Here is a 13,748-nt window from a genome sequence, read left to right as displayed (position 1 = left end):
AAGGGTTTACAGCGACTCAGTAAAGGTCCGTGCAATCACGTCCTGTTGCTGCTCTGTGGTCAGTGAGTTGAAGCGGACCGCATACCCGGACACCCGAATGGTGAGCTGCGGGTATTTCTCCGGATGTTTCACCGCATCTTCCAGTGTCTCCCGGTTCAGCACATTGACGTTCAGGTGCTGGCCGCCTTCAATACCGGCATCGTGGTGGAAATAACCGTCCATCAGACCGGCCAGATTGGCGCGGCGGGTATCGTCCGATTTCCCCAGTGCATTGGGCACGATAGAGAAGGTATAAGAAATACCGTCTTTGGCGTGTGCGAACGGCAATTTACCGACTGATGTCAGCGAGGCGACCGCCCCTTTCTCATCACGGCCGTGCATCGGGTTGGCGCCCGGCGCGAAAGGCTGACCGGCACGGCGTCCGTCCGGGGTGTTCCCGGTTTTCTTCCCGTACACCACGTTGGAGGTGATGGTCAGAATCGACTGAGTCGGAATGGCATCGCGGTAGGTTTTCAGCTGACGAATCTTGTTCATAAAGCGTTCGACCAGATCACAGGCGATGTCATCGACGCGGGCGTCGTTATTCCCGAATTTCGGATAGTCGCCGTCGATTTCAAAGTCAGTGGCAATGCCGTCTTCGTCGCGCACCGGTTTCACTGTGGCGTACTTGATGGCCGACAGGGAGTCCGCCGCCACCGACAGGCCGGCAATCCCGCAGGCCATGGTGCGACGCACGTCTCTGTCGTGCAGTGCCATCAATGCCGCTTCGTAGCTGTACTTGTCATGCATGAAGTGAATGGCGTTCAGCGCGGTGACATACTGTGTCGCCAGCCAGTCCATCAAAGAATCCAGGCTGGCCATGACTTTGTCATAGTCCAGCACTTCATCTGTCATCGGGGCGGCTTTCGGGCCGACCTGCAGTTTCAGTTTTTCATCCACACCGCCGTTGATGGAGTACAACAGGGTTTTGGCCAGGTTGGCCCGGGCGCCGAAGAACTGCATATGCTTACCAACCACCATAGGCGAGACACAACAGGCAATGGCGTAATCGTCTGAATTGAAATCCGGACGCATCAGATCATCGTTCTCATACTGAATCGATGAGGTATCGATCGACACTTTGGCGCAGAATTTCTTAAAGCCTTCCGGCAGGCGATCTGACCAGAGCACAGTGATGTTCGGCTCCGGGCTTGGCCCCATGGTGTAGAGGGTATTGAGGAAGCGGAAGCTGGTTTTCGATACCAGTGTCCGGCCGTCAACGCCCATACCGCCAATAGATTCGGTCGCCCAGATCGGATCGCCGGAGAACAGTTCATCATAGTCAGGCGTCCGCAGGAAGCGCACCATGCGCAGCTTCATCACGAAGTGATCTATCATTTCCTGGGCTTGCTCTTCGCTGATCGTACCGGCCGCCAGATCCCGCTCCATATAGATGTCAAGGAAGGTCGAGGTACGACCCAGTGACATCGCCGCCCCGTTTTGCGATTTCACCGCCGCCAGATAGCCGAAGTAAGTCCACTGAATTGCTTCTTGCGCGGTTTCGGCAGGACGCGAAATGTCGTAGCCGTATTTGGCGGCCATTTCTTTCATCTGTGCCAGTGCATGATGCTGATCAGCAATTTCTTCGCGCAGCTGCATGGTCATCTGCAGATCTTCGCCTTGCTCGAAACGCGCTTGCAGCGAGGTAAACTGAGCCAGTTTGTCCTGCATCAGATAGTCAATCCCGTACAGGGCCACCCGGCGGTAGTCGCCGATGATGCGGCCACGGCCGTAGGCATCGGGCAGACCGGTCAGCACCCCAGACTTACGGCATTTCATGATGTCCGGGGTATAAATATCGAAAACACCCTGATTGTGGGTTTTGCGGTATTCAGTGAAGATTTTTTTGACCTGAGGATCCAGTTCACGGTCGTAAGCTTTACAGGAACTTTCGACCATACGGATACCGCCGTTGGGGATAATCGCCCGTTTGAGCGGGGCATCCGTTTGCAGACCGACGATGGTTTCCAGTGATTTGTCGATATAGCCCGCATCGTGAGCTGTGATGGTGGAAATGATTGACGTATCGAAATCAACAGGAGCGTGCGTGGCGTTTTCCTGTTTGATGCCTTCCATCACTTTTGCCCAGAGCTTCTGGGTTGCAGCTGTGCCCTCACTGACCAGAAAATCTTCATTGCCCTCGTAAGGGGTATAGTTTTTCTGGATGAAGTCACGGACGTTGACTTCACTTTGCCATTCACCGGCCTTGAAGCCTTCCCAAGCCGTTGCAAATTGATCTGCCATATTATACCTACCTGTTATCGTCAGTAGAAAATGTCTGCAAATGCTGCAATCAGTCTGCAGCCTGTGCAATTTGTATCATTTCTGTCAGTGCGGCGTTTTGATTTACCGCACTGATAGGTCGGAACCTATTCTTTTTCCTGTGTTATCCCAACAGTGCAGGGATACCCGGAATCATGCCGACCGCCAGCATGGCGCCCAGGCACACCAGTAGTGTCAGGCCCGGAATGATGATGCGATCAGCCAGTGTCAGGTGATTTGGTCTGTCTTTGTCACCAATCAGACCGTTGTTATCCAGCAGCATAGTGACAGCCCAGCCGAACACCGGGTTTACTGCCATGGACGCGAAGATGCAGATCCCCGCCGACTGGCTGGACTTGGCGTCTTTGACCATCTGCATCCCGGCTTCAAGCAGCGGCAGGAATACACCGGCCAGCAGGGCTATCGTCATCACCGGCGGCCAGATCGCAATATCCATAGGGTAGCCGATAATAGCCACAATGATGCATATGCTGCCCAGCAAAATGGCACCGGCCGGAATCGGACGTTTGGCGATGGCGGCCGGGATCATGTAGGTCCCCCAGGATGAAGTGACATTACCGCCGCCAAATGCCGCGCCGACGATCTGGCGAACCGAGCAACCGGTCATGGTGTCATCGACATCCATCAGGGCTTTCTCGGCTTTTTCAGGGTAGTTCATTTCCTGAAAAATGCGGTGACCAAGAAAGTCGGGTGACCACATGGCCACGGCCAGCAGGGCAAACGGCAGCGACGCAATGAAATGCTCTATGGTTGGCATGCCCAGTTTCCAGCCTGTTTCAGTTGAGCCCCACCAATAGGCCGGGTTCAGATTGGGCAGGCCGGGGGTGGTATGAAACTCGAACGGGGCGCCCATGATGGCGGCGATCAGACCGCCAGTCACTGCGCAGACAGGAATCGCCAGCCAGCGCTTGCCGATTCGGGCCAGAAAGGCATACAGCACAATCGAGATAAAGAGGATGAAAGTGGCCACATAGCCCATATTGATATCGCTGCCCCAGCTCAGCAGGCTTTTTATCTGGCCGCTGGAGCCGACAAAGCCCAGGAAAATCAACAGCCCGCCAGCCACACCGTCACTGGTGAGCTTGACCAGTCGGGAGCCGCCTTTACACAGGCTGAGCGCCAGGCCGAAGCCGCCCAGTAAAATAGCCAGTGCTAACGGGTGACCGCCGGCGGCGGCAATCATGCCGATCATGGGGATCATCGGACCATGATTGCCCGCCAGATTGGCGCGCGGGTTCAGAAAACCGGAGACCAGAATACAAAACAGTGATGCTGATACCAGCATCTCAACCCTGACGTTCTCAACCACGAACTCCGGACCCAGTCCGTAAGCGGCAGCATAAGAGGACATCACGGCTGAGTACATCGCAATAATGCCGATCGTGCCGGCGATTGCAGGGACCAGATCTTCCCATTCGAAACGGAAATCGCGGCCGGGCAGGTTCAGTGCCCACCGGCGCGGATTCAGGATCTGCAGTTCGTGATCAAGGTAGTGGGAGCGGCTCGAAAAGCGGCTGGCGGGTTTGTGATGGGCCGAATAACGCTCGGAGTCCACATCGGTTTTGACGTCACCGAATAGAAGGTTTGATGACATAAGGGCCTCGTTCTACAAGTCTATAATTCTTGTGCTCTGCACCGGAGGTGTGGCCTGAATCCAGTGCGGATTTATGTTCTGGTATCAATTACTGATAATGAGGACAGTTTACTCCCGGGGATCCCATGAAAAGTTGATCCTGATCATCCAAGTCTCTTGTATGGAAAAATACTACGTAAAAACCTGTGCTGAGGGTGAATTAAGCGGTGGCTTGGTGATTTTTTGTAATTTTATTACGTAAATTTAAGTCTTGATGAGGTCAAGGAAAGGGGGAAGCGGACCGGGGGCAGTGCAAGAAAAGGCAATATTCGTTTCCTCTGCGGCGATTTTCGTGTGATGAGCAAATTCAATTTCTGCAAGCCTCGTCATGTTATGACGAATTTTATAATTAGCGTAAAGCACATGATCAGTTACTCATTCTGCATGTTTGCCCACTTTCATTTTGCTGAGGCAAACAGAAGGAATGATTGACTACGGGAGGATTCTTATTCTGTGAATAGCCCGATATCGATTACATCCTGGCGCAATCAAAGTCATTGCCTTTATCACCTGCAAATTCAGAAGACTCCCTGCCGCGCTTTTATTTAGCTGCCTCTGATGTTTATTCTTTTTATCACTTGCAGCGGATAATTCGGCCGTAAGTATGAAACTGATTTTTTATACTAAAATAGTGAGAATCTATTGCGATTATTAAATAATCGTTTGTCCTGTTTTATTGATTAAATATGCGATTTTTCCATCTTATAATGCTAAAATCCGAAAGTTAACAAAATGTTGTCAAGCAAAGTTCGTGGTGATACCTTCGTCAAAGGGCTGCGAAAACAGACTATCTCACTGTCGGATTACCGAGAGGAGCAGGATGAATGGTAGCGTCACTAACTGGCTTGATAAAAAGATAAAGTTATCCGTGGCGTGTATTCGTGATGAGTTACCAGCAATAACAATGGGTAACTAATATCGTTCTGCTAATGTTGGTGTAGTGTTAATAGTGATGTGGTGCGAACTTTCACTAACATGCATAAAGACTTTAGCCGACAGTATTCAGCGCATTCAGCCACATTTGCATCATTCGTTTCTGGTGCAGTATTTGGGTTTGACAAGCAACAGGAGACAAAGCGCATGACAGAAGCAGTAGCGCTTGAAGTAAAGGATTTACATAAATCTTTTGGCCAGAATGAAGTATTGAAAGGGATTTCGCTCACTGCGCATTGCGGCGATGTCATCTCGATCATTGGCTCTTCTGGTTCAGGTAAAAGTACATTTCTTCGCTGTATTAACCTGTTGGAAACGCCAACTCAGGGTGAAATTTGGGTCAATGGCGAACTGATCAAAATGAAGAACAATCGCCGGGGTGAATTCCTGCCTGTCGATGATCGTCAGGTGCAGCGCATTCGCTCCCGTCTGGCCATGGTTTTTCAAGGCTTTAATCTCTGGTCACACATGACTGTACTGGGAAATGTGATCGAAGCACCTGTGCATGTCCTTGGTGTACCTAAAGCGGAAGCCATTGAAAAAGCCGAAGCCTTACTGAAGAAAGTGGGTCTGTACGACAGACGTCATTATTACCCGGGTCACCTCTCGGGTGGTCAGCAGCAACGGGCTGCCATTGCCCGCGCACTGGCGGTTGACCCCGAAGTCATGCTGTTTGACGAACCTACCTCGGCGCTTGACCCTGAACTGGTCGGTGAGGTCCTGGGCGTCATGCAGGATCTGGCTCAGGAAGGACGTACCATGCTGGTGGTGACACACGAAATGGCATTTGCCCGCGATGTGTCAAATCAGGTGATGTTCCTGCACCAGGGGCTGGTTGAAGAACAGGGGCATCCTGAAAAGCTGTTCCAGAACCCGGATTCAGAAAGATTAAAACAATTTATTTCCTCCATTTACTAAAATAGGGATGTGAGTTTTACTCAAGCCCGATAATTAACAACTTCGCTGTTTCAGCGGTTTACAACCATCCCATACTCACAAGCGGGGTGGGTGCAAATACAACAGGAGTAAGACAATGAAAAAATGGATTTTGGCTGCCGCCGTCGTTTCTGCTCTGGGGGCCACCTCAGTTCAAGCGAAAGAGTGGAAAGAAATTCGCTTCGGTATTGAAGGCGCCTATCCTCCATTCAGCTGGACCGAACCAAGCGGTGAACTGAAAGGTTTTGACGTCGACATGGCCAATGCACTGTGTGAAGAACTGCAGGCAAAATGTAAGATCGTCGCCCAGGACTGGGACGGTATTATCCCGTCTCTGCTGGCGCGTAAATACGATGCCATCATTGCCGCGATGTCCATCACGGATGAGCGTAAAAAGAAAGTTGATTTCACCGGTAAATACGCGCTGATCCCCAATAAATTTGTGGCCAAGAAAGGCACACAGATTGATTTCAGTAAAGAAGGCCTGAAGGGCGTGAAAATTGGTGTTCAGCGTGCAACGACGCATGATAAATACCTGACCGACAACTATGGCGACTCTGTTGAGATCGTCCGCTACGGCTCTTTTGATGACGCTTACCTGGATCTGAAAGCCGGCCGTATTGCCACCGTACTGGGTGATGCTTCTGCTCTGGAAGAAGGTCTGCTGAACAAAGACGGCGGCGAAGGGTACGAGTTCATCGGTCCTTCTCTGACTGATCCTAAGTGGTTCGGTGAAGGCTTCGGGATTGCAACCCGCAAGCAGGATAAAGATCTGACCGAAAAACTGGATAAAGCCATCTTGTCGCTGCGCGAAAAAGGCGTTTATCAGCAACTGGCGTCCAAATACTTCTCTTACGACGTCTACGGTGAGTAATCGCTGACAATGGACTCAGAGACATCAAGATGTCTCCCGGTGTACGAGCGATGTGATGAGACGAATGAGAGTGCCGGGTCGAGGGTGGCTCGGCACTTTTACTATCTGTCGCTGACTCTTTGCAGTTTAAAGGAGTGACCCCTTGTTAGATTTAAAAGGATACGAATGGTCGTTGATCGAAGGCGCATGGGTAACTTTGCAGGTTGCTTTGCTGTCTTTGGTACTGGCGATGGTCTTGGGTATGATCGGTGCGCTGGCAAAATTGTCACGCTATCGCCTGGCCCGCTTAACGGCGACCACTTACACCACTGTCATCCGCGGTATTCCTGATCTGGTACTCATGATGCTGATCTTCTTTGGCGGTCAGGTACTGCTGAACAACAGTTTGTATGGCATCAATGAGTGGCTGAACAATTATTTTGCGTCATCAGATCCCAGCCATGAATGGACGGCCTATCTGCCTGACTATATCGAAGTCAGTCCCTTTATCGCGGGTATACTGACCATTGGTTTTATCTTCGGTGCCTATATGGCTGAAACCTTCCGCGGTGCCATTATGGCGGTGGACAAAGGTGAGCTGGAAGCCGCGAAAGCCTATGGCATGAGTAGTGCGATGTCGTTCCGCCGTGTCCTGTTGCCGCAAATGATCCGCCATGCCTTACCGGGGTTTGGCAATAACTGGCTGGTGTTGCTGAAAACCACAGCACTGGTCTCTATCATTGGCCTGGATGACATGGTGCGTAAGGGGGCCCTGGCCGCCGGTACGACTCAGATGCCGTTTACCTTCTATATGGCAATTGCCGTGTTGTTTCTTGTGTTTACCTCGCTTTCCACTTCGGTATTGAAGTGGGCAGAGCGTCGGTTCAGTATCCATACGAGGTAAGAGATGGACTTTAGTATTCTGACTGATAGCTGGCCGCTGTATCTGCAAGGTTTTTACACCACACTGTGGATGGTGGCGCTGGCACTTGCCATTGGTCTGGTGATTTCCATTCCTATCGGTGTGGCACGAAACAGCAAGAATCCGCTGATTTCAGGGCCCGCCTGGGCGTACATTTACTTCTTCCGTGGAACGCCACTGCTGGTACAGCTATATCTGATTTATTACGGCATGAGCCAACTGCTCAATGTACAAGGCACGCTGTGGGAAGAAGCCTGGTTTTGTGCCCTGGTATCCTTTGTGCTCAACACGGCGGCTTATACGGCAGAAATCGTGCGGGGTTCCATCAACAGTATGCCGAAAGGGGAAGTGGAAGCAGCGAAAGCGTACGGTATGAGTCACTGGCAGGCATTCAGCCGGATTATTTTGCCAAGCTCGCTGCGCCGCGCCTTACCGGCATACAGTAATGAAGTGATCTTCATGATTCACGGCTCGGCGGTCGCCGGTATCGTAACCATAGTGGATTTGACCGGTGCGGCTCGGATCGTGAACTCTCGCTATTACGCACCTTTTGAATCCTACCTGTTTGCAGGACTGTGTTACATGGTGCTGACGTTCACTGTGATCTGGGCTTTCCGCAAGCTTGAAGGGCGATTCCTGCGCCATATGAAAGCGCTGAGCTGAGAAGAGCTCATCATGCATCACACACGAAGCCAAGGCAGATGCCTTGGCTTCGTTGTTTATGGCATATTATTGCATGGCGAAATCAGCAATTACACTGCCACCGCATCGTACAGGCTGATGCCAGTCAGCGCGGCCACTTGATCAAGGTACTGGCGTACGCGGGCAGGGAAAGTCAGCCCTTTGACCACAGTCAGGTTTCTTAAGGTCGGGAACAGATTGACGTCGTCATAGCTGAGCACATTGCCGCGCTCGGAAGGCAGGGTCAGCCAGTCGAGCTGGGCCAGCACTGCTTCCATACCGCTGAGATACTGCGCTGTCTGTGCAAAGGCGTCATCAAAGCTTTGTTCGATCATGGCTGATTTATTGCGCTCAAACCAGTCTTTAGCTTCCTGGCACTGAAACTCAGGCAGGTCAATCATCAGCCAGCGCGGATACACTAAACGGCTGCTGAAAGGCCGGGCAGCATCGTACCACTCGGCAATGCGTGCCTCATGCCGGGCCTTCGCCAGCAGAGGCTGACCGTCCTGCTCGTCAAGATAGCGGGCAATATCCAGGCTTTCTGCCATATAGCTGCCGTCAGGTTTTTGCAGAATAGGCACCATGTTGGCACCCACTTTATCGATACGCGCCTGCACATCATGGTTTTGTAGGAAAACCAGCTCAACATCGGCCTTATTCAGCCCGGCCACCATCATGGCTTTAATGCAATACGGGCAGTGATCGAAAACAAAGAGTTTCATGGATATAAACCTCGTCTAACCCAGCCCCCGATGAAGGGGCTGGCAGTGGATGTAAGGCGGTGATTATTTGAAAACAGACCAGATAGGTGCGTGATCAGACGGCTTTTCGATACCGCGCAGTTCGTAATCAATCCCGGCTTCCTGGCAACGAGCCGCCAGCGACGGGGTCGCCAGAACCACATCAATGCGCAGGCCGCGGTTGTCATCAAAGCCTTTAGAGCGATAGTCAAACCACGAGAATTTGTCATCCGCGGTGGGATGAAGCTGACGGAAGGTATCGACAAACCCCCAGTCCATCAGGGTTTTCAGCCATTCGCGCTCAATTGGCTGGAAGGAGCATTTACCGGTTTGCAGCCAGCGCTTGGCGTTTTGCGGGCCAATGCCGATATCCAGATCAATCGGGCTGATATTGATATCGCCCATGACCACCAGCTCTTCATCACTGCTGTGATGGGTATTGAGGTAGGTCATCAGATCAGCATAAAACTTTTCCTTGGCCGGAAACTTGGTTTCGTGATTGATGTTTTCACCCTGAGGGAAGTAGCCGTTCAGCACAGTCACGGTTCTACCGTCTTCTTGCTCAAAGGTGGCCATAATCATCCGGCGCTGGGCTTCATCATCATCGGTCGGAAATCCTTTGCGTACATGAACCGGTTCCTGCTTACACAGCAGCGCAACACCGTAATGGGCTTTCTGGCCGTGGTGGTAGACCTTGTAACCCATGGCTTCTACGTCAGCCAGCGGAAAGGCTTCGTCATGGACTTTGATTTCCTGCAGACCAATCACATCCGGCTGGTGTTTATCGATGACCGCTTGCAGTTGATGGAGTCTTGCTCTTAATCCATTGATATTAAAAGAAATAACTTTCATTTGATGATTCTGTATTGTCCGGGTTTAGAATGCAGCCATCCTAGCACAGTTGCTGGTCATCGCGTAAGGTCAGCGCGGAGCTGTTCGAATATCTTGATGATCTTTACCGGATTTTCTGCGCCGACTGATGACACTGGCTTTCCTATAATGAAGGCAAGTGAAAATCAACGCTGAGGCGAGTATGGGTAAACTGATCAAAGGTGTGTGGCACGATGTGTGGTACGACACTGACAAAAGCGACGGTGAATTCGTGCGTGAAGATGCCGGCTTTCGCCACTGGTTAACGGCGGACGGCCGTCCCGGGCCGCAGGGACAACAAGGCTTTCAAGCGGAATCCGGCCGCTATCACCTGTATGTTTCACTGGCCTGCCCCTGGGCACACAGAACCTTGATCTTCCGGACCCTGAAAGGGCTGGAGCCGCATATCGGGGTCACTGTGGTCAGCCCGGACATGCTGGAGCACGGCTGGGAGTTTGCGCAGCCGGAGCCGCTGTACGGCTTTGACTTTATGCATCAGCTGTATGCCAAAGCCAAACCGGACTATACCGGCCGGGTCACCGTCCCTGTGTTGTGGGACAAAGAAACCCAAACCATCGTCAGCAATGAATCCTCAGACATTATCCGCATGCTGAACAGCGCCTTTGACGAGATCACTGGCAACCAGAGTGATTATTATCCCCGGTCGCTGCAGGCAGAAATCGAGCTGTGGAACGCGTTTATTTATCCGTCGATCAATAACGGCGTGTACCGGTGCGGTTTCGCCACCACTCAGGAGGCTTACAGCACGGCGTATTCTGAGTTATTTGCGGCGTTGGATAAAGTCGATGCCCATCTCGCCAATCACAGGTATTTAACCGGCAACAGACTGACAGAGGCCGACTGGCGGCTGTTTACCACGCTGATCCGCTTTGATGCCGTGTACGTGGGCCATTTTAAGTGTAATCAGCAGCGCATTGCCGATTATCCGAATTTACAGGGCTACCTGAAAGAACTGTATCAGGTGCCGGGCGTAGCTGAGACGGTCGATTTTTACCACATCAAACGTCATTACTACTTCAGTCATCAGATGATCAATCCAACCGGCGTCGTGCCGCTGGGACCTCAGCTGGATCTGGACTCACCGCATGACAGGGGCAGATTCAGCCTGAGCGCCTGATGCAGTCTTCATGCAGGCCTAATGCAATTTCCTAATGGAGCAGTGGCGCCCAGATCTCTATGCGGACCGGCGGCAAATCCCGGTTCACCGAGTAAGGTAGGGGCACAGACAAACCGCCTGTCGCAGGATCGGAGTGTCTGCCGGCGCGCATCTGACTCAGTATCTCGCTGCGCCACTGAGCCAGCGCCTCAGGCAGCGGCATCATCGCGACAGCAAGCAGGCTGGTACGAATATTGGCTGCCAGGCCCGGTGACTGCAACCTGAGCAGGCAATCCAGGCGGCCCAGATGGGCTTCGCTGCAAAGCGGATAGTCGTGAATGATGGCATCAAAATGAAACAGCGCCTGGGATGGCTGCGAGTGGCGAATGACCTGAGCGCGTTTGAAGGTGGACTCCAGCCAGCGCAATGCGTCAAAAGCGTGAGTATTTTCCCGCAATGCCTGCAGCCTCAACTGGCTGTGGCCGTCAAAGCTGTCTCTGTGTTTGAGGACCTGGCAGATATCCGCAATCAATCGGGTTTCACCCAGCTGTAACAGCAGCGGCAGCGCATCGGCCAGAATCACTGACGGCAGTTTATTGAGGCGGTCAAAATAGCCGGACAAGCCCAGTAACAGGCGGCGCTTGGCTTTCAGCGGTTTGCCTTGCGCCAGCAGCAGGCGGGCATTCAGCAATTGCTTGAAGCAATAAAGAAAAGGGCGCTGCGCGGGCAGTAATCTGTGGTGGGCACGCTGGGCTATCTGGCTCAGCGTCTGGTGGAGCAGACGGCGGGTGCGCGGATCATCCAGGCTGAAATACAATTGCTCGAAGCTGGCACTGAATTCGGCCAGGCAGATAATCCAGCCAACATCAATAATGGGTAAATGGGTGGCCAGCGTGAGCCCGGCCTGAGCGAATGCATCTGGTTGTTGGCACTTTGCGGCCAGCTGCGCGACCTTCAGGGCCCTGTGACTGGCAGAGGGAGACAGTTTCAGTGCGCGCTGGGCTGTGGTCAGTGCTTGCAGCGGTTGCCCTTGCTCGGCCTGATAGTTTGCCAGCAAATCCATCGCCTCAAGGCACAGAGGGTGTTTCCCGATTAGGTGTTTCAGCAGCTGCAGGGCTTTGGCTGAATTTCCACACTGGTATTCAACTCTGGCTTCCGCCAGCGAGATTTTGATTGAGGGATGACAGCTCTGAAAGAGCCGGATATAGCGCTGTGCCTGTACCCAGTCTTTTTTTCCATCAGCATATCAAGCAGTAAGCTCTCCAGCTGGTGATCCGGACCATGCTGCAGCAGTTGCTGTTTACAGTGCCGGATCCCCTGATCCAGGCCGTGCTCACTCAATTGCTGATAGACAGGCTGCCGGGCCTGACTGTTGCGCCATGCGTGGCTCAGCTTTTGCTGCAGTGTATTGAGTGGCAGTGGCAAAGTGACGAAGGCATCCGGCTCGACCGCCAGCGCATTGAGCACCACTCGGGCACTGGTGTCTGCCGAAAAAATTACGATCCCGCAATCGGCACTGAGCAGCTGTTTTTTTCGCAGCAGGGTCAGCAATTCGCTGCCTGTCAGGGTGTTATCTAAATGAAAATCGACCAGCAGCAGATCATAGGCTGAGCGCTGGCAATGCTTGATGGCTTCGCGATAGTTGGCGGCGGTGTCAATGTGGCGCAGGCCAATCTGCACGAGTACCCCTTTCATCAGGCTTTGGGCGCTGGGCTGATCGTCGACCAGCAAGACTTTCAGCTTATGCCAGGGCGGGGGCGTAAGGCTCAGGGTGTGCAATCGGGTAGCCATCCTATGTCCTCAGAGCAACCGGAATGCAACTGCATGCAAATGTGGCGGCAGTCACATTTTAGATAGACTGAGTGTAGTCGGTTTTTGTGGTGAAAAATTGTGCTATGTGGTGATTGGAGGGCAAGAAATCATAAAGTCGCAAAAGTGAGAATGGTGCAGGGCGCGTGACAAAGCGAAAGAAAAGAGAGCAATAAAAAAAGCCAGCGCGATGCGCTGGCTTGAAAGATGGTGGAGGGAGAAGGATTCGAACCTTCGAAGGCGGAGCCGTCAGATTTACAGTCTGATCCCTTTGGCCACTCGGGAATCCCTCCACGGGATTTTTGCGTATTGTCTGGCTATATCAGCCTTGAAAGCAGCAAAGCGCTACTCTCAGAAAAGATGGTGGAGGGAGAAGGATTCGAACCTTCGAAGGCGGAGCCGTCAGATTTACAGTCTGATCCCTTTGGCCACTCGGGAATCCCTCCACGGGATTTTTGCATATTGTCTGGCTATATCAGCCTTGAAAGCAGCAAAGCGCTACTCTCAGAAAAGATGGTGGAGGGAGAAGGATTCGAACCTTCGAAGGCGGAGCCGTCAGATTTACAGTCTGATCCCTTTGGCCACTCGGGAATCCCTCCACGGGATTTTGTCGTATTGTCTGGCTTTTCAGCCGTGAAAGCCGTACAGCGTACCACTTTCATCAAAAATGGTGGAGGGGGAAGGATTCGAACCTTCGAAGGCGGAGCCGTCAGATTTACAGTCTGATCCCTTTGGCCACTCGGGAACCCCTCCACAAGTGCGGTGCGGATAATAGCAAACAGGTGAAGACTGTAAACCCTTTTTCTGAATATTCATCGTTGCTTGCTGGATTTTTCGTCGTTTTGCAAGTTACGTCTACGGTTTGTGCTTTTTTGTGAGGAAAACTTGCCTAGCTTTACATTTCTTTACCCCGATTATTCTGTGGGTCAGAT

11 protein-coding genes and 4 tRNA genes are annotated in these 13,748 nt (G+C 52.3%); 5 read left to right on the top strand and 10 right to left on the bottom strand.

What is annotated here, in order from left to right:
• Nucleotides 1-6: 6 nt before the first annotated feature.
• Both pflB and P4S53_RS20225 read right to left on the bottom strand, forming a co-directional pair.
• Entirely contained in the window at nucleotides 7-2,283 is a 2,277-nt protein-coding gene (gene pflB / locus P4S53_RS20230) for a formate C-acetyltransferase (protein ID WP_337114103.1), read from the bottom strand.
• Between the two features lie 142 nt (nucleotides 2,284-2,425).
• Complete coding sequence (locus P4S53_RS20225) at nucleotides 2,426-3,916, bottom strand: DUF3360 family protein (protein WP_337114102.1); 1,491 nt, start codon at nucleotides 3,914-3,916, stop codon at nucleotides 2,426-2,428.
• 1,119 nt (nucleotides 3,917-5,035) lie between these two features.
• Between P4S53_RS20225 and P4S53_RS20220 the strand changes: the two genes are divergently transcribed.
• The 4 genes from P4S53_RS20220 (at nucleotide 5,036) to P4S53_RS20205 (ending at nucleotide 8,262) form a co-directional block, all read left to right on the top strand.
• Nucleotides 5,036-5,806, top strand: a complete 771-nt coding sequence (locus P4S53_RS20220; RefSeq protein ID WP_337114101.1) for an ABC transporter ATP-binding protein — start codon at nucleotides 5,036-5,038, stop codon at nucleotides 5,804-5,806.
• A 115-nt stretch (nucleotides 5,807-5,921) separates the two neighbouring features.
• Nucleotides 5,922-6,698 (top strand): ABC transporter substrate-binding protein, encoded by a 777-nt coding sequence (locus tag P4S53_RS20215; RefSeq protein WP_337114100.1) that lies wholly within the window; start codon nucleotides 5,922-5,924, stop codon nucleotides 6,696-6,698.
• A 142-nt stretch (nucleotides 6,699-6,840) separates the two neighbouring features.
• Complete coding sequence (locus P4S53_RS20210) at nucleotides 6,841-7,581, top strand: ABC transporter permease (protein ID WP_337114099.1); 741 nt, start codon at nucleotides 6,841-6,843, stop codon at nucleotides 7,579-7,581.
• Nucleotides 7,582-7,584: 3 nt separating this feature from the next.
• The gene (locus P4S53_RS20205; RefSeq protein ID WP_120511450.1) at nucleotides 7,585-8,262 is read left to right on the top strand and encodes an ABC transporter permease; all 678 of its coding nucleotides are present in this window, start codon (nucleotides 7,585-7,587) and stop codon (nucleotides 8,260-8,262) included.
• Between the two features lie 89 nt (nucleotides 8,263-8,351).
• Here P4S53_RS20205 and grxB read toward each other — a convergent pair whose 3' ends face one another.
• Both grxB and xthA read right to left on the bottom strand, forming a co-directional pair.
• The gene (gene grxB / locus P4S53_RS20200; protein ID WP_337114098.1) at nucleotides 8,352-9,002 is read right to left on the bottom strand and encodes a glutaredoxin 2; all 651 of its coding nucleotides are present in this window, start codon (nucleotides 9,000-9,002) and stop codon (nucleotides 8,352-8,354) included.
• Between the two features lie 63 nt (nucleotides 9,003-9,065).
• A complete protein-coding gene (gene xthA, locus P4S53_RS20195; RefSeq protein WP_337114097.1) occupies nucleotides 9,066-9,872 on the bottom strand; it encodes an exodeoxyribonuclease III in 807 nt (268 codons plus the stop codon).
• Nucleotides 9,873-10,053: 181 nt separating this feature from the next.
• Between xthA and P4S53_RS20190 the strand changes: the two genes are divergently transcribed.
• A complete protein-coding gene (locus P4S53_RS20190; RefSeq protein WP_337114541.1) occupies nucleotides 10,054-11,028 on the top strand; it encodes a glutathione S-transferase family protein in 975 nt (324 codons plus the stop codon).
• A gap of 31 nt (nucleotides 11,029-11,059) precedes the next feature.
• On the opposite strand, the gene P4S53_RS20185 is transcribed toward P4S53_RS20190, so the two are convergent.
• The 6 genes from P4S53_RS20185 to P4S53_RS20160 all read right to left on the bottom strand — a co-directional run bounded on the left by P4S53_RS20185 (nucleotide 11,060) and on the right by P4S53_RS20160 (nucleotide 13,569).
• Complete coding sequence (locus tag P4S53_RS20185) at nucleotides 11,060-12,112, bottom strand: hypothetical protein (RefSeq protein ID WP_337114540.1); 1,053 nt, start codon at nucleotides 12,110-12,112, stop codon at nucleotides 11,060-11,062.
• Nucleotides 12,109-12,798, bottom strand: a complete 690-nt coding sequence (locus tag P4S53_RS20180) for a response regulator (RefSeq protein WP_337114096.1) — start codon at nucleotides 12,796-12,798, stop codon at nucleotides 12,109-12,111. Before P4S53_RS20180 ends, P4S53_RS20185 begins: the two co-directional genes overlap by 4 nt.
• A gap of 226 nt (nucleotides 12,799-13,024) precedes the next feature.
• Nucleotides 13,025-13,109: transfer RNA gene (locus P4S53_RS20175), tRNA-Tyr, on the bottom strand.
• 68 nt (nucleotides 13,110-13,177) lie between these two features.
• A tRNA-Tyr gene (locus P4S53_RS20170) sits at nucleotides 13,178-13,262 on the bottom strand.
• A 68-nt stretch (nucleotides 13,263-13,330) separates the two neighbouring features.
• Nucleotides 13,331-13,415, bottom strand: a tRNA-Tyr gene (locus P4S53_RS20165).
• 69 nt (nucleotides 13,416-13,484) lie between these two features.
• Nucleotides 13,485-13,569, bottom strand: a tRNA-Tyr gene (locus tag P4S53_RS20160).
• Between the last annotated feature and the right edge of the window lie 179 nt (nucleotides 13,570-13,748).

This window comes from Photobacterium sp. Hal280 (assembly GCF_037162255.1).
In the GTDB taxonomy this organism is placed as follows: Bacteria; Pseudomonadota; Gammaproteobacteria; order Enterobacterales; family Vibrionaceae; genus Photobacterium.
This window is presented reverse-complemented; position numbering and strand designations above follow the sequence as displayed.